This window comes from Actinomadura xylanilytica, from assembly GCF_030283145.1.
GTDB classification, from domain to species: Bacteria; Actinomycetota; Actinomycetes; order Streptosporangiales; family Streptosporangiaceae; genus Spirillospora; species Spirillospora xylanilytica.
Window position 1 is genome coordinate 390,901 of the sequence record NZ_JASNWE010000001.1, and the last position, 21,844, is coordinate 412,744.

Consider the following 21,844-nt stretch of genomic DNA (forward strand, 5'->3'; position numbering starts at 1 on the left):
CCGGGCCAGCCCTAGAGAAACCGAACGGCGCTCGGTAGCGTGGCGGGGACGGCACCGCGGGAGGGACGCGCACGTGAGGTTGATCCATGGGTGACGGGGCGGCCATCGCCGGCCTCGGCATGACCGAGCTCGGCAAGGTGTACGGGCGCAGCCCGCGCCGGCTGGCGGCCGACGCCGTACGGCTCGCGGTCGCCGACGCCGGCCTCGCGCTCGGCGACCTGGACGGCCTGCTGGTCAGCCACGGCCTCGGCGGCTCCCCCGGGATCGAACTGGCCGACACCCTCGGCCTGCGCGACCTGCGGCTGCTCACCCACATGAACGCGTTCGGCGCCACCGCGGGCGCGATGGTCTCCTACGCGGCGATGTCGGTGCTCAGCGGCGCCGCGTCCACGGTCGCGTGCGTGTTCTCCGACGCGCCGCTCAAGCCGAGGCAGTCGGCCGGATCGGCCTACCAGCGGGACGCGCCCGAGTGGTATGGGTTCGGCGGCATGACGGCCGCGCTCGGGTTCCGCAGCGTCAACGCCTTCTACGCGCTGGCCGCGCAGCGGCACATGGCCCGCTACGGCACCACCAGCGAGCAGCTCGGCGCGATCGCGGTCAGCACCCGGGAGTGGGCGGCGCGCAACCCGCTGGCCCAGATGCGCGATCCGATCAGCCTCGCCGACCACCAGGCGTCCCGCTGGGTCGCCGAGCCGCTGCACCTGCTCGACTGCTGCCTGGTCTCCAACGGCGCCGTCGCGGTCGTGGTGACCGGCGCCGCCCGCGCCCGCGACCTCGCCCGCCCCCCGGTGCACCTGTGGGGCTGGGGGCAGGGCCATCCCGGGCACCGCAAGGAGCGCGGCAGCGAGTTCGGCCTCACCACCGGCGCGGTCTCGTCCGGGCGGAGCGCGATGACGATGGCCGGGGTGACCGCGGCCGACGTCGACGTGTGCGAGCTCTACGACTGCTACACCTACACGGTCCTGGTGTCGCTGGAGGACTACGGCTTCTGCGCCAAGGGCGAGGGCGGCGCGTTCGCCGCGTCCGGCGCGCTCGGGCCCGGCGGGACGCTGCCCACCAACACCGGCGGCGGGCAGCTCTCGGGCTACTACATGTGGGGCATGACGCCGCTGTCGGAGGCGGTGGTCCAGGCGCGCGGGGACGGCGGGGAGCGTCAGGCCGTCGCCAACGACGTCATCCTGGTCAGCGGGAACGGCGGCATCCTGGACCACCACGCCACGCTGATCGTCAGCCCGCACGAGAGGGGCACCGCGTGATGGACATCGGCGTGCTGCGCCGCGACGGCCGCACCGACCCGTTCTTCGACGGCACCGCCGCCGGGCGGCTGGTCGTCCGGCGGTGCGCGGCGTGCGACCGCTGGCTCGCGCCGGACGCCGGGGGCTGCCCCGGCTGCGGCGACGAGGACCCGGGCTGGGCTGAGGCGTCCGGCGCGGCGACCCTGGTCACCTGGACGGTCACGCACGGCCGCCCCGCCGGGGACGGCACCGTCCCGCCCCCGGCCGTGCTCGCGCTGGTGGAGCTGGCCGAGGGGCCCTGGCTGCACGCCCGCCTGGACGCCGCCGACCCGGCGGCCCTGCGCGGGCGGCTGCGCGAGGGCCTGCCGCTGACGGCGGTGTTCGTGCCCACCGAGCAGGGCGAGGCGCACCTTCTCTTCCGGCCCGAGCAAGGGGACTGACCATGCGCACCGACATCTGCGACACCCTCGGGATCGAGTTCCCGCTCTTCGCCTTCAGCCACTGCCGCGACGTGGTCGCCGCCGTCACCAACGCCGGCGGCCTCGGCGTGCTCGGCGCCGTCGCCTACACCCCGGACCGGCTCGAGGAGGAGCTGCGCTGGATCGACGACCACGTGGGCGGGCGCCCGTACGGGGTCGACGTCCTGGTTCCCGCCAAGATCGACGAGTCGGCCGAGCGGGCCGGCCGCGGCGAGGGCGGCCTCGACACGATGCTCGCCGCCGTCCCCGAGGAGCACTGGCGGTTCCTGTTCGGCCTGTTCGAGAAGTACGGGGTGCCGCTGCCCGACTTCGAGAAGGCCAAGCGGGCCGGATCCGGCCGCGGCGGCACCCAGGTGACCAGGGAGGGCGCCGCCGAGCTGATCGAGGTGTCCCTCGCGCACCCGATCGGGCTCATCGCCAGCGCGCTCGGCACGCCGCCGCCGCTCATGGTGGAGAAGGCCAAGGACGCCGGCGTCCCGGTCGCCGCGCTGGTCGGCACCGCCGAGCACGCCCACCGCCAGGTCGCCGCGGGCGTCGACCTGATCGTCGCGCAGGGCGGCGAGGCCGGCGGGCACACCGGCGAGATCTCCACCATGGTCCTGGTCCCCGAGGTCGTCGACACCGTCGCGCCCGTGCCGGTGCTCGCCGCCGGCGGCATCGGCACCGGCCGGCAGATGGCCGCCGCGATGGCGCTCGGCGCCTCCGGCGTCTGGTGCGGCTCAGTCTGGCTCACCACCGAGGAGGCCGAGACCGCGCCCGCGGTCAAGGAGAAGCTCCTGGCCGCCACCTCCCGCGACACGATCCGGTCGCGGTCGCGCACCGGCAAGCCGGCCCGGCAGCTCGTCTCGAAGTGGACGCAGGAGTGGGAGGGGCCCGGCAGCCCCGGCGCGCTCGGCATGCCGCTCCAGATGATCATCTCGCAGGGTGCAATGATGCAGATCGACAAAATGGCCGATTCCGGCAACCCGGGGGCCCGTGAGCTGGCCAACTACTTCGTCGGCCAGATCGTCGGGCAGATGAACACCGTCAAGCCCGCCCGCCAGGTCGTCTACGACATCATGACGGAGTTCGCCGAGGCCATCGGCCGCCTGAACGCCCTCACCGAGGGCTGATCCCGCGCCCGCGGCTGTGGAACTTGACATGTTCGGACCGCCGATCGGGTCCTAGGCTCCCGGATAGCGACACCCGACCCGTCCCCGGCGACAGGTACCCCAGCAGTGAGCAATCCCAGCCCCGACGACCCCGGACGCGGCCTCTTCGCGCTCTTCGACTGGCTCACCAGCCGGATGCCCTGGCGCCTGAACGCCCGCCCGTTCCCGGTGATCGTCCTGGACGCCGAGGCCGGCGCCGGGCCCGCGGTCCCCGAGGCGTTCGTCGAGGAGCTCAAGCACGCCGCGGCCGAGATGGCGCTGCCCGTGGTGTCCCCCGTGCTCACCGACAGCGAGGGCGACGGCGACGCCGCCGAGCTCACCGCGGCGATCGCGCTCATCGACCGCCTGTCCCAGCCGCTGACCTGGAGCAACACCCGATCGCAGTTCGGCCGGTTCCGGTTCCCCCGCGCCGACCTCGTCCAGTCCTTCCAGGCCGCCGCCCGCCAGGACGGCGAGAACGACCCGCCCTACCGCCGCTCCCCCGTCTCCGCGGTCGCCGTCTGGAACGAGCGCGCCGGGCTCTTCCGCTGGCCCGGCGACACCCTGCGCGCCCCCGCCTGGTGGTCCACCGTCGGCGGCTCCCTCCTCGCGGTCGTCGCCGTCCTCGCCGGCGGCATCGCCGACCAGACCAACCGCAAGCCGCTGATCACGGCCGCGGCGCTGGTCATCGCGCTGCTCCTATTGCTGGTCGGACTCACCACCCGCCGGCTCTGGCTGCCGGTGCTGTCCCGCCTCGGCTGGGGCAGCCGGTACCGCTGGTTCGCCAGCACCTCGTTCTTCGCCGTCCTCGGCGACGGCGACGAGGACGGCGACGACCTCGGCTTCGAGGGCCGCATGCACCGCGTGTTCGACCGGCTGACCAAGCCGGACGCGGCCCGGTTCCTCCTCCAGATGAAGACCTTCGCGCTGCTGGAGGACATGCGGCACAACCACCGCCGCTTCGCGCCCAGCCTGCGCGGCTTCAAGCGGCCCGCGCCGCCGGTGGTGTTCCTGTCCGGCGTCGGCAGCCGCAACGGCGGCGTCCACGTGCTGTCGTCCATGAGCGACATCCGCGCCCGGCGCAGCGAGTTCCCGCCCCTGGTCGTCATCGCCACCATGGCCCCCGGGCACGGCGGCGCGCTCGGCGGCCCCGCCGGCGCCGGCGACCCTCCCAAGGACCGCTACGAGCAGTGGCGCTCGTCGCTCGGCACCGCGCAGAGCCCCAGCGAGGCGGTCCCCCTCCCGTGGCTGCTGCGCATCCCCGTCGGCGGGGACCCCCGGGCGGAGCGGTCCGGCGACGACGCCCCCGCCTTCCTCGTCCGGCGCCGTCCCCGCTGGACGTGGCTGTGGTCCTGGCGCAGCCTCGTCACCGCAGCCGCCCTCGGCGCCGTCGCCGCGACCTACGCCCAGGTGCATCTGCGCTCGACCTACTGCCACGTCGACCTCGCCTTCAACCGCAATACCGACACCCGCCTGCGCGGCACCGGCACCGACCGCGAATGCATCGGCGTCTCCACCGACGGCACCCGGTTCGAGCGGACGCACGACAGTGTCACGCTGGCAGGCGAGCGCCGGCTCCCGAACCCGAACAACAAGGGCGCCGGCCTCACCCTCGCCGACCTGCAACGCAAGATCCACGAGGAGAACGAGAGGATCCTGAAGCGGCCGGACCCGTACGTGACGCTGATCTATGCGGGCGTGCTGGCCGCGCCGGAAGGACAGGACGACCGGACCGTCAGCAGCATCGAGGAACTCGCGGGCGCCTACCTGTCGCAGATGCGCAACAACGACCAAGGCGCCAACAAGATCGACAACCCCCTGAAGGTGCGGCTCCTGCCCGCCAACACCGGCCAGGACATGAAGTACGCCGTCCCGATGGCCGACCTCATCCTCCGCCTGGCCCGCAACGACCCGACCGTCGTCGGCGTCGTCGGGATCGGCCGCAACACCAGGAACTCCGAGACTGCGATCAACGATCTCGTCGGCAAGGGCCTGCCCGTCGTCAACACCGTCAACTCCTCCGACGCGCTCCCCCGGCAGGGGCTCCCCTTCTACGGCCTCGCCGCCACCAACCAGGACGAGGCCGCCGCGACCACCCGGGTACCGAAAGGCGACCGGGCCGGACGCGCCCTCATCGTCCGCCGCAAGCCCGGCCCGTCGGGGGACCTCTACAGCAAACAGATCGCCGACGACGCCATCGAGGCGCTCAAGCTCGATCCCCAGCGCGACGACGACGTGGTCGACTACACCGACGACAGCGACATCGGCAACATCGTCCAGGGCAAGTGCACCGGCGCCCGCACCGCACCGTACGGCCTGGTGTACTTCGCCGGCCGGGCCGAGGACCTCCCCGGCCTGATGAACGGCCTCGTCCTCGGCGAATGCGCCGGCGGGAAGAAGAAGCTGAGCATCCTGGCGGGCGACGACGTGACCAAGATCAGGTTCGGCAACAGCACCGACGACAACCAGGTAGAACTGCCCCCAAACGTCACCGTGTACCACACCGCGTTCGTGTACCTGCCCACGCTGCTCACCGCGAAGACGAGCCGCGTGAACGCGTTCTTCAAGCTGACCGACTCGCTGCTGGGCATCGGCGGCAGCAAGGTGAGGGAGGACGAGCCGCTCCTGGCGGACGGCCAGATGGCCCTCGGATACGACGCGGTCGTCGCCCTGAGCCAGGCCGCGCAGAACGCCTTCAGCGCGCTGCGTCCCGGCAAGGGCGGGGGCGACCCGATCCCCGGCAGCAGCCGCGTCACCTCCGGCTCGGTACTGCTGGAGCTGCGCCGCCTGCGCGTGCCCCTGGCCGCCACCGGCGACATCGACTTCAACGGCTACCCCGACCCCGGCCACCAGGGGCTGACGCTCCTCAAGGTCGCGCCCGACAAGAAGGGGACGCCGGAACGCACCCTGGTCTGCGGCAAGATCAACGGCGATCGGCGCATCCCCGGCCTGAAGCCGTGCCCGACCTGGGCCGAGGTCATGAAGTGAGGCGGGCCGCCGTCCCGATCTCCAGGGCCGTCCAGACCGCGCCGTCCGGACCCGCCGCGATGCCGTGCGGCTCCGAGGACGGCGTCGGGAGGTCATAGCCGGTGACCTCGCCGCTCAGGGTGACGCGGCCGATCCGGTTCCCGCCCCACTCGGTGAACCAGCAGGCGCCGTCCGGACCCGCCGCGATCGCATGGGGCTTGGCGCCACGGTCGGGAAGCGGGAACTCCCGGATCTCGCCGTCCACGGTGATCCGGCCGACCTGCCCCGCCCCGATCTCGACGAACCACAGGGCGTCGTCGGCGCCGCGGGCGATACCCACCGGGGCGGCGCCGCCGGTCGGCAGCGGGTGCAGCACGACGTCGCCGCCCACGCTGATGCGGCCGATCGCGTTCGCCTGGTTGAGGGTGAACCACAGCGCCCCGTCCGCGCCCGCCGCGATCATCGAGGGGTAGCCGCCCGCGACCGGCAACGGGAACTCGGTGAACTCGCCGCCGGTCGTGACGCGGCCGATCCGGTCGGTGTTCATCTCGGTGAACCACAGTGCGCCGTCCGGGCCCGCCGCGATGCCGTACGGTCCGCTGCCGGGCGTCGGAACCGCGAACCCGGTGACGTCGCCGCCCGTGCTGATCCGGCCGAGGTGGTGGTCGCCGGTGCGCGCGAACCACAGCGCCCCGTCAGGGCCGGGCGTGATGACGGTCGGCGAGCATCCGGGCGGGCCCGCCGGATAGCGGTCGAGCCCGCCGTCGACGGCGAGACGCACGATCTCGCCGCTCTTGTGCAAGGTGAGCCACAGCGCCCCGTCGGCCCCGGCCGCGATGCCGTACGGCTCGCCTCCCACCGGGAACTCTTGGACGGACGGCTGGCCGGTGCGCTGCATGGGAAGTGCCTCTCGGACGTCGGGTCTGTGATCTCTCTACCAGAGACCGCCGTCACCCTGCTGCGTGCCCGTGCCGGACGCAACTCCTTTTCCGTGCTCAGCACGGCGGCGGACCGGGGAACCGCATCCACACCGTCGTCCGCTGCCCGTCCGGCCGTATCCCCCAGCCCAGCGTGAGCGCCTCGATGATCCGCAGGCCCCGGCCGTCCTCGGACATCGGATCGTCGCGCGGGCACGGCCGCGCCCCGCCCGCGCCGTCGTCGGTCACCTCCGCGAGAACGTCGCCGCCCGCCGTCGCGAACGTCACCGTGACCTTCCCGCCGCGCCCCGACGCCGTGTGCTCGATGCCGTTGGTGAACGCCTCGTTCACGCACGTCTGGACGTCGTCGAGCGAGGGATGCCCCGCACCGAGCGCGTCCCGCGCGAACATCCGGACCTGCGCCGCAGACCGCTCCACCCCCGGAAGCGTGAGCGACGCGATCACCTCACTGGATGCCATCAGTGTCCCTTCGCCGAGGGACCCAGGTTCATCGCAGCGCGCGAGCGGGACAACACGTTCCGTGGCCTGCGCGAATTCCAGAAACTGGAATTTCAGCGTTGGCCTTTCACCCGCCCACCCGACTGCGGGGCGTGACAGTCTGACCACATGCCGGAAGCATCCCCCTCCACCGTCCGCCTCCGCAAGATCGGCAGAACGCTCCGAACGATCAGGGAGGAATCGGACCACACCCTCAAGACCGCGGGCCGCCTCCGCGAACGGTCCAGCTCCTCCCTGAGCCTGATCGAGAACGGCAACCAGCCCCTCCGCCTCCGCGACCTGGCCTTCATCCTCGACCGCTACGCCGTCCCCACCGACCTCCGCGCCGCCCTGCTGACCCTCGCCGAACAAGAACACCAAAGCGGCTGGTGGGACACGTTCAAGGACGTGGTCACCCACGGAGGTCGGGACCGCGCGACCCTAGAGGATTGCGCCTCACTCATCGTCTCGACCGAGACCACCTTCATCCCGGGCCTCCTTCAAACAGAAGAATACGCATCGGCGGTGATTCGCGGCATCAGGACTTCGCATTCACCGAGCACCCTGAACCGCTATGTGGAATTTCGCCTGGCAAGGCAAGGAATTCTGCGACGGGCTGAACCGGCGACCTTCAACGTCATCATCGACGAGGCGGCCCTCCGCCGGGTGCGGGGCGGACGTCACGTCATGCGCGCCCAACTCAGAAGGCTGCTCAACGATTCGGAGCAAGACCATGTGTCGATCCACGTCTCGCCACTGACGGCCGAGGCCGGCCCGGACTACGCTGGGGAGTTCCAGCTTACGGACATAGGATCACCTCCGATCCTCAGTGTGGTGCGCGCCGATCACCTGACCAGCCAATGGACCGAAGAGGATGATGCAGCGACCACTCAGTACCGGGAAGTATTCGAGCAGATTCGTTCATCAACGCTACCCGAGTCAGCCTCACAAGACCTGATCCACCGAATAGTGTCAGAGCTATGAAGGATGTGGAGCGGGTCGATGTCGTATGGCGCAAGAGCAGTCGAACCGGTTCTCAGGGCAACGACTGCGTCGAGGTGGCGCGGCCTCACCACATGGTGGCCGTGCGCGATTCCAAGGATCCGGACGGCCCCGTCCTCTCCTTCGGCCCGCGGGCTTGGCGGGAGTTCGTGAGCGGCGTCAAGGCGCAGAGCCTCTAGCCTGCCGCAAGGCCCGGCGACGCGCCGGCGTCACGATCCGAGGGGCTGCCTCGTCATCACTACCGAGACGCCGGTTCCCCATGCCAGGCGTCCCGTTGTGGGCGTCCATGACCGCACCGGCTCGACCTCGGGAGAGACGCAATGTCCACAGCCCAGGAAGCACGCAACAAGGAGACGTACCACCACTTCCACAGCGCCGTGAACAGCGGCGATCTGGAGGTCATCTCGAAGGCGATCGACGAGTTCATCCACCCGGACGGACGGTTCCACACGGCGGAGCGGACCGGCGTGGCCGCGGTGCCGGCGCAGAAGCGCATCTGGGAGACCCTCCTGCGCGCGTTCCCCGACATCCACGTCACGGTCGAGGACCTGATCGCCGAGGGAGACAAGATCGTCGCCCGGCAGACGGTCACCGGGACCAACTCCGGTGAGTACCGGGGCATGCCCCCGACCGGCACGTCCGTCACCTACAACGAGATCTTCATCGCCCGCTTCGCCGATGGCCGGATCACCGACTTCTGGGGAGTCGTCGACCTCTACTCGCAGCTACGGCAGCTCGGCCACATCCAGGCGTAGTCCCTCACCGGGCCCCTGCTGGTCGGCGCTGTCGGCCGCTTCGTGCCGTGACCGTGAGGGTGACGGCGGTCATCACCGACAGGAGGGCCCAGGCCGGGGTGAAGCTGTGGGTGAGGTCCTTGAGCAGGCCGAGGACGGGCGGCGCCAGAATGACGGCGATCTGGGTGACGGCCATGGCCAGACCGAGGGTGGCCCCGGTCCTGCCCGGTGGCGCCGACTCGGCCACGTAGGCGACCCAGGGCCCGTACCAGCCGATCCCGAAGAACCCGAGCCAGATGAACAGCAGGCAGGCCGCCGCGGGCGAATGCCCGAGGGGCGTCATCAGTGCGATCATCCCTGCGATCACGGCGGCCATGCAGGCCATGACGCAGGTGTAGCGCCCGGACCCGCGGCGGTCGCTCCAGGCGGCCAGGCAGACGCGGCCGGCGGCGCCCGCCCCCTGGACCGCCACGAGGACGAGGGCCGCGGGCCCGGCGCCCAGGGACGTGGTGTCGTGGAGGTACAGCACGGTCAGCACGCCCACGCCGCTGTGCACCGAGACCAGGCTCGTCCCGGACAGCAGGATCTTCACCATGGACGGTTCCCGGAGCATCCGCGCCCAGGTGCCGAGCCGCGCCGCCGGCGAGGCGTGCGGCTCGGTCCCGTGCGGAGCGCCAGGGGCGGGCGGACGGCGGTAGAAGGTGATGAAGACGGCCGCTCCCGCGAGCGCGACGAGCCCGCCCACCACGAGCGTCGCCCGCCAGCCGAAGGCGTCGGCGAGGAAGGGCAGCGCGGCAGCGGCCAGCACGCCGCCCAGCGGCAGGCCCGCCTGGCGGATGCCCATCGCCAGCCCCCGCTGGGACGCGTCGAACCAGGACGCCACCGACTTGCTCCCGCCGGGCTGGACGGTGCTGTATCCGGCGCCGACGATCAGCAGGACGAGGAGCAGGGCCGCGTACCCCGGCGCCGCGCTTCCCAGGAGCAGGGCGGCGGCGACCACGCAGGCGCCCGTCCCGACGACCCAGCGTTCGCTGTGGCGGTCCAGCAGTTCCCCGGCCACCAGCAGCCCGGCCAAGGGGACCGTCTGGGCCGCCGAGAGCAGCAGCCCGAGCTGGGCCGTGCTCAGGTCCAGGTCGCGCTGAAGGTGGACGCCCATCGCCCCGATGCCCTGCACGAAGAAGCCGGAGGCGGCCTGGGTGAAGGTGGCGATGCCGAGGATGACCCACCGGTACCGCTCAGGGGTGACGCGGCCGACCTCCTGGCCGGGCCGGACGTCCGTCACGGGCGCCAGTACAGCGCGGGGTCGGGGTGGTCGTCGAAGCCGAGTTCGCGGTAGAGCGGTTCGCCGCCGGTGGAGGCGTACAGGTCCACCCGGACGACGTCGCGTCCGCGAAACCAGTCGAGCAGGCCCTGCATGACGGCGCGGCTGTATCCGCGCCGCCGGTACTCCGGGGCGGTGACGACGCCGATCACGTGCCCGATCCGGCCGTTCCGCGAGTGCGGGCCGGGGAACCACTGCTCGATGGTGCCGATGCCGCAGGCGGCGAGGCCGTCGTCGCCGTCCACGACGAGGATCTGCGCGTCGTCGTCGGTCAGCTTCTGCTTCAGAACCCGGCCGAGGGCGTCCCGCCAGTCGTCGCCTGCCGAGGAGGGGTTGAAGAACTCGCCGCCGAGGGTCTCGAACAGCATCGCCCGCAGCCGGACGAGCTCCGGGACGTCGTCCTCCGCCGCCTGCCGCACCCGCCAGGCATGGGAACCCTCCGGCGGACGCGGGCTCGGGGCGGACGGGCCGGTCAATGGTCGATTCGACATGGCCGGATTATTGCAAGAAGTTCGCAACTACGACAAGTTCGCATCAACCTCTCTCCGTCGGAGGCCAGACCAACGTCCGGCTCATCGAGCCGCCCCCCGGGCGCGGGTGCGCCGGGGGGCGAGCCATGACAGCCGGTCAGTTCACCCACTTGTGGGAGCGCATGAGCTGGCCCTCCCACACCGAGTTCCGCTGGCCTGCGCTGAGCGTCCCCCAGTAGTAGGTCTCGTTGTAGTTGTTGAGGGAGTAGATCCGGACCTTGCTGTACGCGCCGGTGTATCCGTTGTTCCAGTACGAGGCCACCAGGAAGGGCAGCCCGTTCATCCGGCACTGGACGTCGCCGCCCTGCCAGTCCGGGTCGTCCCCGTCCCAGGCGCACTTGGTGCCGGTGCCGTCCTTGTTGCTCCAGACGCAGAAGTCGCCCTTGGCGCACGAGCCCTGCCACGCCGCCGCGGCCTGGTGCTGAGCCGCGGCCGCGGGGGCGGCCATGGCGGAGGCGGGGGCGGCGACGACCGCGAGGCCCGCGACCACCGCGCCGGTGAGGCCGATACGAGTCCGGTTCATCGTCGTCACATGTCCACCCAGTGGTGCGAACGGAATTCGAGGTCGACGTTGTAGACCTTGGCCGTCGGCGGAAGGGGGTCGAGCACCCGGCCGGAGTAGTTGGCGTACTTGTAGAACTGGACCTGGTCGTAGCTGCCGACGCGGCCGTGGTTCATCAGCGACTTAACCTTGAAGCCGTACGGCTTGCACTGAACGGCACCGGCCTGCCAGTCCGGGTCGTCCCCGTCCCAGGCGCACATCGTGCCGGTGGCGTTCGCGCCGCTCCAGACGCACACGTCCCCGAGCTTGCAGTCGGCGGCCGAGGACGTCCCCACGTCCGCCAGGGCCGCCGCGGGCGCCAGGACCACCGCCGCCGCCCCTGCGGCGGCGAGACCGGCGATCCCGATCCGGATTCTGTTCATGAGAAACCCCGTCTCCATCGTCGCCCGGGATCTTCCGGGCCGACGTGGGAGACGCTAGAGCCGCGGGTTATCGTTCTCTTATCGATGCGTTATCCGGGCGGCGGGGTCAGCGGGGCTCGGCGAGGGGGCGGCCGGGGCCCTTCTTGATCTGCGCTATGAACAGGCCCGCGAGCGCCTCGTGGCCCTTGACGGTCGGGTGGAAGCTGCGCGGCTCGGCCGCCAGCGCCGACAGGCTCACCGCCAGCCCGTTCATGTACGGGTCGGTGCTGCCGACCTCGTGCCCGGCGAACGCGCTGTAGGCGTCGACGAACTCCACGCTGCCCGCGCCGTGGGCGGCGGCGATCCGCTCGTCCGCCTCGGCGGCGGTCTCCCGGACCAGCTCCCCCAGGTCGTGCGTCCGCGCGTTCAGCCAGCGCTGATCGGCCACGGTGATGTTGTCGCCGTCCACGCCGGACACCTCGGAGAACGCGCGCGGGTACGCCATCATGATCACCCGGGCGCGGGGGGCGCGCCGGGTGATCTCGGTGACCAGGTCGGGCAGCGTCTGGCGAAGCGTCGCCATCCGGGTCGCGATGTCGGGGCCCTGGCCCTGGCAGCCCTTGCTCCACGGCAGCTTCACCACGCAGCCGGCCAGGATCTTGGAGAACCCGATGTCGTTGCCGCCGATGCTGATCGTCACCAGGCTGGTCCCGGCGCCCAGCCGGCCGAGCTGCGGCGGCTCGCCGCCCTTGCCCTTCAGGACGTCGCCGGTGGTCGCGCCCGAGCAGGCCCAGAACGACCCGCCGCCCGCGAACCCGAACGCCGTGGAGACCTGGTGGTAGTACGCCTTGGACGTGCGGTGGCAGCGGTCCAGCGGGTTCTGGTCGGCGGCGCCGGCCTCGGCGCCGACCCCCGAGGAGTAGGAGTCGCCGAGCGCCACGTACGCACCGCGCGTGGCCGCCGCGACCGGGTCGACCGGCCGCCCGGCGGGCTCGGCCGGGTCGGCGTGCGGCTCGCGGGCCGGCTTCCGGCAGCCGCCGCCGAACACCTCGCAACGCGTCGCGGGCATCGCCACCAGCGTCCCGACCACCAGGACCAGCAGGAGCACGAGCACCGCGAGGGCCGACCCCCGTTCACCGAGACGCGCGCGCACCCGTCCCGGCCATGACCGCGGGCTCGCCATCGCCCCTCCCCCTCGTTCGTCCCCTGACGACGGACGTCTCCGGAGCGTCCCGGGTTCCCGCCTTTACATTGTAGATCACAAACTCGGGGGCGGGACGGGCCGGGGAGCCGTCGTCCGAAAGGACCACGATACTGGCGGGCCACGACCGCACGACGCCTAGCAGAGCGTGCGCTTCACCCTGCTCCGGAGCTGCGGAACGCTGGAGTACACACGGCGCGGATCCGGTGAGGCAGAGGCGCTGGGCCCGTCCTGCGCGCTGCTCCCCCGGGCGGTGGACTGCGGGTCCGGCATGCGCTCATGGCCCAGGTAGACCTGACCGTTCCCTTTGAGGAGCCCGGGCCAGAACGGCGGCCCAATGTCGCTTCCACTGCCTTTGAACGTCGTGTGGAGCTGGTAGCTCTGATCTGGGCGGAACACCGCCATCGACCGGCCGGGGGGCCGGTTCTTCAGCAGCGGCCCGACCAGGATCTCGGCGTAGTTCCCCCGCACCTGCGGCGCGTCCATGACGAACGCAACCTCTGAGCCGTCCTCGCGGGAGTGGAGGATGAACCTCAGCGGAGGGTGCCCGTCGCACCATGCGGCCACGATGAGGGGCCGCCCGGCGCCGTCCAGCGTCATCCCGGCGTCGCCGTAGACAAGAGGGCTGCACGCCGTCACTGCCCCCGCGCCGCCCAGCAGCAGCGCCGCCGCCGTCACCCTGCTCCACGCCCGTCGTCCCATGCCCGTACGACGCCGCGCCCTGCGGACGGGTTCGTGGCCACCGCCGGAAGAGCGCCGCGGGGCGTCCGGAACGGTGTCAGCGGGCGGTGGGGGCCCACATGACCAGGCGCGGGCCGAGGTCGTGCAGGCCCGCGTCGATCTCGGCCGCCCACAGCGCCCGCAGCCCGGGGCCCCAGCGCTCGCGGGGCAGCTCGGCGAAGCCGCGCCGGGCGTACCAGGGGGCGTTCCACGGGACGTCCCGGAAGGTCAGCAGGCTGACCCCGGGCGACCCGGCCTCGGCCGCCCGCGCCCGCACCGCGCCGAGCAGCCGGCCGCCGATCCCCCGGCGCACGTGGTCGGCGTGCACGGAGATCTGCTCCAGGTGGACGGCCCCGTCGAGCTCGTCGACGACGGTGTAGGCCAGCGGGGGATCGCCGGCGACGAGGATCTCGGCGCCCCGCTCCGCCATCTGCTCCACCACGGTCGGGCCGGGCGGGAACACGATGCCGAGGGGGGCGAACAGCCCGTCAGCGGACTCCTCGATCGCCGGCAGGAGGGGAAGGTCGCCGACCGCCGCCGGCCGCGGCTCCAGGTCCATGGCGCGATGGTACGCCGCGCCGCGTCCGCCCACGACCGTATTCCGGGAGGCGGCGCCGGTCACCTGACGCCGGCCTCCTTCATGTCGCGGAGCTCGCGCTTGAGCTCCTTGATCTCGTCGCGGAGCCGGGCGGCCAGCTCGAACTGGAGGTCGACGGCGGCCTGGTGCATCTGCTCGCTCATCGACTCGATCAGCGCCTCCAGCTCCTCGCGGGGGCGCTCGCCGACCAGATCAGCGGCGTGCCGGCCGGCCTCGCGGGCGCGGGAGCCGAGGCCGGGGACGGGGGCCTTGCCGCGGCTCTGCTGCCGCCCGCCGCCGCCGATCAGGGTCTCGGTGTCGGCGTCCTCGCGGACGAGCGAGTCGAGGATGTCGGCGATGCGCTTGCGGAGCGCGGTGGGCTCGATGCCGTGCTCGGTGTTGTAGGCCTGCTGCTTGGCGCGGCGCCGGTTGGTCTCGTCGATCGCCCGCTCCATCGACGGGGTGACGGTGTCGGCGTACATGTGCACCTGGCCGGACACGTTGCGGGCGGCGCGGCCGATGGTCTGGATCAGCGAGGTCTCCGAGCGGAGGAAGCCCTCCTTGTCGGCGTCCAGGATCGCCACCAGCGACACCTCGGGCAGGTCGAGGCCCTCGCGCAGCAGGTTGATGCCGACCAGGACGTCGAACTCGCCCGCGCGCAGCTCGCGCAGCAGCTCGATGCGGCGCAGCGTGTCGACCTCACTGTGCAGGTAGCGGACCTGGATGCCGAGTTCGAGGAGGTAGTCGGTGAGGTCCTCGGACATCTTCTTGGTGAGCGTGGTCACCAGGATCCGCTCGTCGCGCTCGGTGCGCAGCCGGATCTCGTGGATGAGGTCGTCGATCTGGCCCTTGGTGGGCTTGACCACGATCTCGGGGTCGATCAGCCCGGTCGGGCGGATGACCTGCTCGACCACGTCGCCCTTGACCCGGTTCATCTCGTACGAGCCGGGCGTGGCCGACAGGTAGACAGTCTGCCCGATGCGGTCGAGGAACTCCTCCCACTTCAGCGGGCGGTTGTCCATCGCCGACGGCAGCCGGAAGCCGTGCTCGACGAGCATCCGCTTGCGGGAGGCGTCGCCCTCGTACATCGCACCGATCTGCGGGACGGTCTGGTGCGACTCGTCGACGACCAGCAGGAAGTCCTCGGGGAAGTAGTCGATCAGCGTGTTGGGCGCGGTGCCGGCGTCGCGGCCGTCGATGTGCCGGGAGTAGTTCTCGATGCCCGAGCAGGTGCCGATCTGGCGCATCATCTCGATGTCGTAGGTGGTGCGCATCCGCAGCCGCTGCGCCTCCAGCAGCCGGCCCTGCCGCTCCATCGTGGCGAGCGTGTCCGTGAGCTCGGCCTCGATGCCGCCGATCGCCCGCTCCATCCGCTCGGGGCCGGCGACGTAGTGCGAGGCGGGGAAGACGTACAGCTCCTCGTCCTCGGTGATCACCTCGCCGGTGAGCGGGTGCAGGGTGGCCAGCTTCTCGATCTCGTCGCCGAACATCTCGATCCGGACGGCGAGCTCCTCGTACTGCGGGATGATCTCGACGGTGTCGCCGCGGACCCGGAAGGTGCCCCGGGTGAACGCCAGGTCGTTGCGCGAGTACTGCATGCCGACGAGCTGCCGGAGCAGGTCGTCGCGCTCGATCGTCTGGCCGACGCGCAGCCGCACCATCCGGTCGACGTACTCCTGCGGGGTGCCGAGGCCGTAGATGCACGACACCGACGCCACCACGACGGTGTCGCGGCGGGTCAGCAGCGAGTTGGTCGCCGAGTGCCGCAGCCGGTCGACCTCGTCGTTGATCGAGGAGTCCTTCTCGATATAGGTGTCGGTCTGCGGGATGTATGCCTCGGGCTGGTAGTAGTCGTAGTACGAGACGAAGTACTCGACGGCGTTGCCCGGCATCATCTCGCGCAGCTCGTTGGCGAACTGCGCGGCCAGCGTCTTGTTGGGCTGCATGACCAGCACCGGCCGCTGGAGCTTCTCGACCAGCCAGGCGATGGTGGCGGTCTTGCCGGTGCCGGTGGCGCCCAGCAGCACCGAGTCCTTGACGTCACGCCCGACCCGGTCGGTCAGCTCGGCGATCGCCTGGGGCTGGTCGCCCGCGGGCGTCATCTCGGTGACGACCTCGAACGGCGCCACCCTGCGCCGCAGATCGGTGATCGGCCGCATCCTCGCCCCTTCCCTGCCGCTCCCCCGCGGACCGCAGCGGCCCGCCTCACCACTCTATTCAGCGGGTACGACAATCCTGACGGGGAGGGCATTCCCCGAGGTCACAGCGCCGGAGCGGTCCCGTCGGAGGGCGCCGGCAGCGGGATCCGGGCGCGCAGCGCGTACCCGCCCTCGGCGCTCGGCCCGGCCTCGAAGAAGCCGCCCAGCCCGTTGACCCGCTCGCGGAGCCCGACCAGGCCGTTCCCGCCGCTCGGCAGCCCGTGCTGGGGGGCGCCGCCGGAGGCGCCGTTGGTCACCTCGACCTCGACGGCCTCGGGCAGGACGCGCAGGTCGATCCGGGTGTCGGCGGCGGCGGCGTGCTTGTGCACGTTGGTCAGGGCCTCCTGGACCAGCCGGTACACGGTGCGGCCCACCGTGGCGGGCATCGGGCGGTCCTCGCCGCGGACCGACAGGTCGACGCGGAGCCCGGCGGCGCCGGACTGGCCGATCAGCTCGCGGACGTGCAGCAGCGTCGGGGCGTCCTGCGGGAGGGCCTCCTCGCCCTGCCGCAGGACCCCGATCACCTGGCGGAGCTCCTCCAGCGCCTGCCGCCCCATGTCGCCGATCACCCCGGCCGTCTCGGCGGCCCGCTCGGGATCGCGGGCGGCGATCGCCTTGAGCGCGCCCGCGTGGACGACCATGACGCTGACCCGGTTGGCGACCACGTCGTGCATCTCCCGCGCGATGCGGGTGCGCTCCTCGCCCCGGGCCCGCTCGGCCAGCAGGTGCTGCTCGCGCTCCAGCCGCGCCGCGCGCTCCTGGAGGGTGGCCACGAGCTGCTTGCGGGCGCCCATGTAGAGGCCGAGGAGGAGCGGAACGGTGACGAAGGTCACGCCGAAGAGGGCCTGGGCGAGGAACGAGACGTCGTCGGACGTCGGCCCGGGGAAGATCAGGAAGAACAGGTAGCCGAGGACGGCGAGCGCCCACACCGTCCGGCGGGACGCGGTGTAGGCGCCCAGCGAGTAGAGGACGACCAGCGCGGCGAACGCGCCGCCGCCGGTGGCCGTGCCCCAGATCAGCAGGAACACCATGAGCGCGACCGGGTGGGCGCGCCGCACCACCAGCGCGAGGCCGAGCACCACGCTGGCCGCGGAGACCGCCGCGGTGGGGAGCCAGAACCTCCCGTCGGCGAGCGCCAGCCAGGCCCCGTCGAGGGCGGCCAGGCCGAGGGCGAGGGAGACGTCCAGCGCGCGGGATCGTCTCGTCGGCCAAGCCGCCGACCACCAGGCACGCAGGGGCATGCCAGGAGCCTATAGCGGTCCGGCGCCCCGGCATCCGGTCCACCGCGACGGGCGGACACGGCGGCGCACCGCGTCATCGTCGGGGCATCGGGCCCTCCGGCTCCGGATCGTCCGCGCCCGTGCGCGAACGGTGGTCTGGAACGGGCCCTGTGGTTACGATGACGGCGCCGACAAGGACGGGGACAACGCTCACCATGACCCGATTCGCCACCTGGTTCGGGAAGAACGCCGACGCCGTCATCGCTCTGGTCCTCGCCGTGGTCGTCGCGGTGATCGGCCTCGGCGTGGACCTGCCGAACGAGGCGGAGATCACCAACAGCGCCATCCTCGCGGTGATCGGCCTGCTGGCCACCTCGGTGCTGCGCGACCGGGGCCGCCGCATCCCTGTCGAGGCCGAGGTGCGCGACACCCTGCGCGCGTCGTCGGCGACGCTGGACGGGCTGAGCGACCGCCTGGGCGATCTCGACCGGCTGGAGGGCGTGGTCTCCGACACCAAGCGGGCGCTGGACGAGACCGCGGTGGTGCGGGTGATCAGCGGCGCCGAGGTGGCGCGGGTCCTGGCCGACGCGCGGCGCGAGACCGACCGGTGGTTGTTCAAGGGCGGCACCGGCACCTACATCCGCGCCAAGACGCTGCCCGAGTGCGTGGCGACGGCCCGCCGCGAGCGGCGCACGCTGCTGTTCCGGCTGGAGATCATCGACCCGACCCACCCGGAGGTCTGCGAGGCGTACGCGCGGCACCGCCGCTCGGTCGCCGACGGGCCGGACGCCACCGGCGAGCCGTGGACGCTGGAGCGCACCCGCAAGGAGGCGTACGCGACGATCCTGGCCGCGTGCTGGCACAAGCAGCGGTTCGGGATGCTCGACATCGACATCGGCCTGTCCAGGACGATGACCACGCTGCGCTACGACCTGGCCGCGTCCAAGGTGGTGGTGACCCGCGACGACCCGCGCGGCGAGGCGCTGGTGGTCGACAGCGGCAAGTTCTACTACGGATGGGTCAGCGCCGAGCTCCAGACCAGCCTCGACCAGGCGCGCCGCGTCCCGATCGAGCAGGCCCGGCTGGCGCCGCTCGACGACGAGCCGACCGTCGAGGAGGTGCGCAAGCTCTTCGAGGTGATCGGGATCGACCTGCCGCAGGGCTGCACCGACCGGGACATCATCGAGATCATCCGCAAGGCGCTGCGGGCCCGGGACCCGTACGAGTGATGCGGTACGAGGAGATCCGGGGCGAGATCGCGGCGGGCACCGCGGCCGGGACGCTGCCGGGCTGGGCCCGCCGGGTGCTCGCCGACGTCGCCGCGGGCCGGTCCCGCATCGCCGCGGTGCGGCACCCGCTCGGGTTCCTGTGCCTGCCGGTGGAGCGCAGCGGCGAGTTCGGGGTGTGCCTGCACCTGTGGTCCCCGGAGGTGCGGCCCGCCCCGCCGACGACGTCCGAGCTGCACTGCCACAGCTGGGAGCTGCTGAGCTTCGTCCTGTACGGGACGGTGCGCAACGTGCGGGTGCGGGTCGACGACGCCGGTCCGGGCGGCGACCCGACGCACCGGGTGTTCGAGGTGGTCAGCCGCGACGACGTCGACGAGCTGCGCGCCACCGGGCGGGGCGTCCGCTACACCTCCTGCGGTTCGGCGGCGCACCGCACCGGCGAGTCCTACGCCCTGCCCGCCGGGATCTTCCACAGCACGCTCATCGAGGGGGGCCGGGACGCCGCGACCGTGGCACTCGGCCGCCGCACGCCCGGCGGCGGCGACCTGTCGCTCGGGCCCCTCGGCACCCCGGGGCACCGCGTGCGGCGCTCGCGGTGCGACCCCGGCGACACGGCGCGCGCCGCCCTGCGCGCGGCCCGGCTGATCACCGCCGAGCACGGCCCGGCCCCGTCCCACCGACAGAGCGCGACTGGAGAGTCCCGATGAGATCCAGCTCCCCCTCGCCCGCCCCGCCGGTCGACCTCGCCGAGGCCCGCCGGGTCGCGGTCGAGGCCGCCGAGGCCGCCGGCGACCTGCTCCGCGCCGGGATGGCCCGCCCCCTGGAGATCCGGCCCAAGGGGACCGCCGGGGACGTGGTGACCGAGCTGGACCTGGCCGCCGAGGCGCTGATCCTGCGGCGGCTCCGCGCGGTGTACCCGGGGCACCGCGTCATCGCCGAGGAGTCGGGGGTGAACGAGGGGACGGGCACCGGCGCCGGCGCGGACGCGGGCCTGGTCTGGCTGGTCGATCCGCTCGACGGCACCAACAACGTCGCGATCGGGATGCCCGTCTACGCGGTCGGGCTGGCACTGTGCGCGGGCCCGGTGCCGGTGCTCGGCGTCGTCCACGACCCGGTCACCCGGCGGACGTGGTCGGCGGTGCGGGGCGAGGGCGCGCGGGGCCCGGACGGCGCGCCGCTGCGCCTGGCCGCGGCGGCCCGCGCGGGCCGCGCCGACAATCCCGTCCTCGCCTGGACGCAGGGGCACGAGGTCGGGCGCGGCGATCCGGTCGTCCTGCCGCTGCGGACGGCGGTGGAGGCGCGCTGCGGGCGCCTGCTCCAGCTCTGGGCGCCGCTGGTGGCGTGGGTGATGCTGGCCCGCGGCGACATCGACGGCATCGTCGGCTACCGGCCCGAACTGGTCGACCTGCCCGCCGGGGCGCTGCTGGCGAAGGAGGCGGGCGCCGAGTTCCGCGCGCTGGACGGCGGCCCGTACGAGCCGAGCATCGACCTGCCCCCGGCCGAGCGCGGGTTCGTCGCGGCGCGTCCGGCGCTGCTCGAGCGGCTACTGGAGACCACCGCCCAGGCGTGCCGTCCGGCCGCCGCGGGCACCGGGAGCACCGGAGGCACCGAGGGCACCGGCGGCTCGGCGGGCGCGGGCGGCTCAGATGGCGCCGCTCAGGGCGGACGGGTCCGGCTCACCCGGTGAGGAGCAGCGCCGCGACGGCCGCGGCGCAGCCGAGCACGGCCAGGGCCGTCCCGGTGAGGACGAACTTGCGCATCGGCACCCGCACGTCCCAGCGGCGGCACCACTCGAACCACAGCAGCGTCGCGAGCGACCCCCACGGGGTGATGACGGGGCCCACGTTCGTCCCGATCAGCAGCGACAGGAGCTGGTCGCGGTTGCCCGCCGGGACCGCCGACTCGCCCGCGACGTAGGCGGGCAGGTTGTTCAGCACGTTCGCCAGGCCGCCGCCCGCGAACGCCGCACGCAGCGCCCCGCCGAGGCCGTCGTCGGTGCCGACCAGCGCCACCATCAGATCGTCGAGCCCGTACCGCTCCAGCGTCGGGACGACCAGGAACAGCGCGGTCACGAACACCATGAGCTGCCACGGGACGAGCGCGGGCCGCAGCGCCGACCGGTCGCGCACCGCGAACGCGGCGACGGCGACGAGCGCGGCGGCGGACGCGGCGACCCCGAGCTGGACGCCGGTGTGCACGCCCGCCAGGATCGCGCCGACGAACAGCAGGCACGCCAGGCCGGTCGCCGAGAACAGCACCCGGTCGCGCACCGGCGCCGGGACCGGCGGATCGTAGGTGTCGGCGCCGCGCATCCGGCGCCGCCAGAAGAAGACCCACAGCAGCGCCATCGTGACGGCTAGCACCGCGAGCTGCGGCGCCCACATCCGGGCGGCGAACGCCGGGGTCTCCAGGGCCACCTGGTCGGCGGCGAGCAGGTTGGTCAGGTTCGACACCGGCAGCAGCAGGCTCGCGGTGTTGGCCAGCCACACCGTCGTCATGGCCAGCGGCAGCGCGGCGATCCGCGCGGACGCCGCCAGCGCCAGCATCACCGGGGTCAGCAGCACCGCGGTCGTGTCGAGGTTGAGGAAGACGGTGTTGACCGTCGCGAACGCCACGCACAGCAGGAACAGCGCGGCGTAGCGGCCGCGCCCGGCTCGCGCCATCCGCTGCGCGATCGCGTCGAAGACGCCGGCCTCCTTGGTCAGCTCGGCGAGCACGATGACGGCGAACAGGAACAGCAGCAGCGGCGCGATCCGGCCGAGGCTCGCGCGGGCGGTCGCGGCGGGCAGCATCCCGGTGGCGACGAAGACCAGGCCGAGGGCCAGCAGCCCGAGGCGGATTCGGTCGAGGACGCTCAGGGCGCGCGCCGCGCGTCTGAGGAGGTCGCCGGGGAGAGCCACCGCGTCATGATCCCATAAGCGCCCCGGCCGCTCCCCCGGCTCCGCCGCACGGGCTACGCGAGGCCGCGCGGGCGCGCGATACTGAC

22 protein-coding genes are annotated in these 21,844 nt (G+C 72.7%); 10 read left to right on the plus strand and 12 right to left on the minus strand.

From position 1 onward, the window contains the following. The first annotated feature begins 86 nt into the window (after positions 1–86). The 4 genes from QP090_RS01875 (at position 87) to QP090_RS01890 (ending at position 5,832) form a co-directional block, all read left to right on the plus strand. On the plus strand, positions 87–1,256 hold the full coding sequence (locus QP090_RS01875; protein ID WP_285936675.1) for a thiolase family protein: 1,170 nt from the start codon (positions 87–89) through the stop codon (positions 1,254–1,256). After that, on the plus strand, positions 1,256–1,675 hold the full coding sequence (locus tag QP090_RS01880; protein ID WP_285938542.1) for a Zn-ribbon domain-containing OB-fold protein: 420 nt from the start codon (positions 1,256–1,258) through the stop codon (positions 1,673–1,675). Before QP090_RS01875 ends, QP090_RS01880 begins: the two co-directional genes overlap by 1 nt. Before the next feature lie 2 nt (positions 1,676–1,677). After that, complete coding sequence (locus QP090_RS01885; protein ID WP_285936676.1) at positions 1,678–2,826, plus strand: NAD(P)H-dependent flavin oxidoreductase; 1,149 nt, start codon at positions 1,678–1,680, stop codon at positions 2,824–2,826. Between the two features lie 105 nt (positions 2,827–2,931). Further along, positions 2,932–5,832: a hypothetical protein gene (locus QP090_RS01890; RefSeq protein WP_285936677.1), complete on the plus strand. Its 2,901-nt coding sequence runs from the start codon at positions 2,932–2,934 to the stop codon at positions 5,830–5,832. On the opposite strand, the gene QP090_RS01895 is transcribed toward QP090_RS01890, so the two are convergent. Further along, on the minus strand, positions 5,822–6,709 hold the full coding sequence (locus QP090_RS01895; protein WP_285936678.1) for a Vgb family protein: 888 nt from the start codon (positions 6,707–6,709) through the stop codon (positions 5,822–5,824). The genes QP090_RS01890 and QP090_RS01895 overlap by 11 nt on opposite strands. 97 nt (positions 6,710–6,806) lie before the next feature. Next, the gene (locus QP090_RS01900) at positions 6,807–7,208 is read right to left on the minus strand and encodes an ATP-binding protein (protein ID WP_285936679.1); all 402 of its coding nucleotides are present in this window, start codon (positions 7,206–7,208) and stop codon (positions 6,807–6,809) included. Positions 7,209–7,355: 147 nt separating this feature from the next. Between QP090_RS01900 and QP090_RS01905 the strand changes: the two genes are divergently transcribed. The 3 genes from QP090_RS01905 to QP090_RS01915 all read left to right on the plus strand — a co-directional run bounded on the left by QP090_RS01905 (position 7,356) and on the right by QP090_RS01915 (position 8,983). Next, entirely contained in the window at positions 7,356–8,210 is an 855-nt protein-coding gene (locus tag QP090_RS01905) for a DUF5753 domain-containing protein (RefSeq protein WP_285936680.1), read from the plus strand. Further along, positions 8,207–8,407 carry a DUF397 domain-containing protein gene (locus QP090_RS01910; RefSeq protein WP_285936681.1) on the plus strand — a complete coding sequence of 67 codons (201 nt, stop codon included), beginning with the start codon at positions 8,207–8,209 and terminating at the stop codon, positions 8,405–8,407. The genes QP090_RS01905 and QP090_RS01910 overlap by 4 nt, the downstream gene beginning before the upstream one ends. Positions 8,408–8,548: 141 nt before the next feature. Further along, positions 8,549–8,983, plus strand: a complete 435-nt coding sequence (locus QP090_RS01915) for an ester cyclase (protein WP_285936682.1) — start codon at positions 8,549–8,551, stop codon at positions 8,981–8,983. Positions 8,984–8,987: 4 nt separating this feature from the next. Here the strand turns inward: QP090_RS01915 and QP090_RS01920 are convergent, their stop codons facing one another. The 9 genes from QP090_RS01920 to QP090_RS01960 form a co-directional block, all read right to left on the minus strand. Continuing rightward, the gene (locus QP090_RS01920; RefSeq protein ID WP_285936683.1) at positions 8,988–10,244 is read right to left on the minus strand and encodes an MFS transporter; all 1,257 of its coding nucleotides are present in this window, start codon (positions 10,242–10,244) and stop codon (positions 8,988–8,990) included. Next, the gene (locus tag QP090_RS01925) at positions 10,241–10,774 is read right to left on the minus strand and encodes a GNAT family N-acetyltransferase (RefSeq protein WP_285936684.1); all 534 of its coding nucleotides are present in this window, start codon (positions 10,772–10,774) and stop codon (positions 10,241–10,243) included. Before QP090_RS01925 ends, QP090_RS01920 begins: the two co-directional genes overlap by 4 nt. 136 nt (positions 10,775–10,910) lie before the next feature. Further along, on the minus strand, positions 10,911–11,336 hold the full coding sequence (locus tag QP090_RS01930) for a peptidase inhibitor family I36 protein (protein ID WP_285936685.1): 426 nt from the start codon (positions 11,334–11,336) through the stop codon (positions 10,911–10,913). Between the two features lie 5 nt (positions 11,337–11,341). Continuing rightward, positions 11,342–11,737, minus strand: a complete 396-nt coding sequence (locus QP090_RS01935; RefSeq protein ID WP_285936686.1) for a peptidase inhibitor family I36 protein — start codon at positions 11,735–11,737, stop codon at positions 11,342–11,344. A 106-nt stretch (positions 11,738–11,843) separates the two neighbouring features. After that, positions 11,844–12,899 (minus strand): SGNH/GDSL hydrolase family protein, encoded by a 1,056-nt coding sequence (locus QP090_RS01940; protein WP_285936687.1) that lies wholly within the window; start codon positions 12,897–12,899, stop codon positions 11,844–11,846. Positions 12,900–13,055: 156 nt separating this feature from the next. Then, positions 13,056–13,619: a hypothetical protein gene (locus QP090_RS01945; protein ID WP_285936688.1), complete on the minus strand. Its 564-nt coding sequence runs from the start codon at positions 13,617–13,619 to the stop codon at positions 13,056–13,058. A gap of 76 nt (positions 13,620–13,695) precedes the next feature. Continuing rightward, positions 13,696–14,196, minus strand: coding sequence for a GNAT family N-acetyltransferase (locus QP090_RS01950; protein WP_285936689.1), 501 nt, complete (start codon positions 14,194–14,196; stop codon positions 13,696–13,698). 59 nt (positions 14,197–14,255) lie between these two features. After that, positions 14,256–16,373, minus strand: a complete 2,118-nt coding sequence (gene uvrB / locus QP090_RS01955; protein WP_285936690.1) for an excinuclease ABC subunit UvrB — start codon at positions 16,371–16,373, stop codon at positions 14,256–14,258. 101 nt (positions 16,374–16,474) lie between these two features. After that, a complete protein-coding gene (locus QP090_RS01960) occupies positions 16,475–17,653 on the minus strand; it encodes a sensor histidine kinase (RefSeq protein ID WP_285936691.1) in 1,179 nt (392 codons plus the stop codon). 194 nt (positions 17,654–17,847) lie between these two features. Between QP090_RS01960 and QP090_RS01965 the strand changes: the two genes are divergently transcribed. Genes QP090_RS01965 through QP090_RS01975 form a run of 3 tightly spaced genes read left to right on the plus strand, consistent with a single transcriptional unit; the run spans position 17,848 to position 20,545 of the window. Further along, positions 17,848–18,861: a hypothetical protein gene (locus QP090_RS01965; RefSeq protein WP_285936692.1), complete on the plus strand. Its 1,014-nt coding sequence runs from the start codon at positions 17,848–17,850 to the stop codon at positions 18,859–18,861. Then, positions 18,861–19,565, plus strand: a complete 705-nt coding sequence (locus QP090_RS01970; RefSeq protein WP_285936693.1) for a hypothetical protein — start codon at positions 18,861–18,863, stop codon at positions 19,563–19,565. Before QP090_RS01965 ends, QP090_RS01970 begins: the two co-directional genes overlap by 1 nt. Continuing rightward, positions 19,562–20,545: an inositol monophosphatase family protein gene (locus QP090_RS01975; protein ID WP_285936694.1), complete on the plus strand. Its 984-nt coding sequence runs from the start codon at positions 19,562–19,564 to the stop codon at positions 20,543–20,545. The genes QP090_RS01970 and QP090_RS01975 overlap by 4 nt, the downstream gene beginning before the upstream one ends. Here QP090_RS01975 and QP090_RS01980 read toward each other — a convergent pair. Beyond that, a complete protein-coding gene (locus QP090_RS01980; RefSeq protein WP_285936695.1) occupies positions 20,535–21,758 on the minus strand; it encodes an ArsB/NhaD family transporter in 1,224 nt (407 codons plus the stop codon). The genes QP090_RS01975 and QP090_RS01980 overlap by 11 nt on opposite strands. Positions 21,759–21,844: the final 86 nt, after the last annotated feature.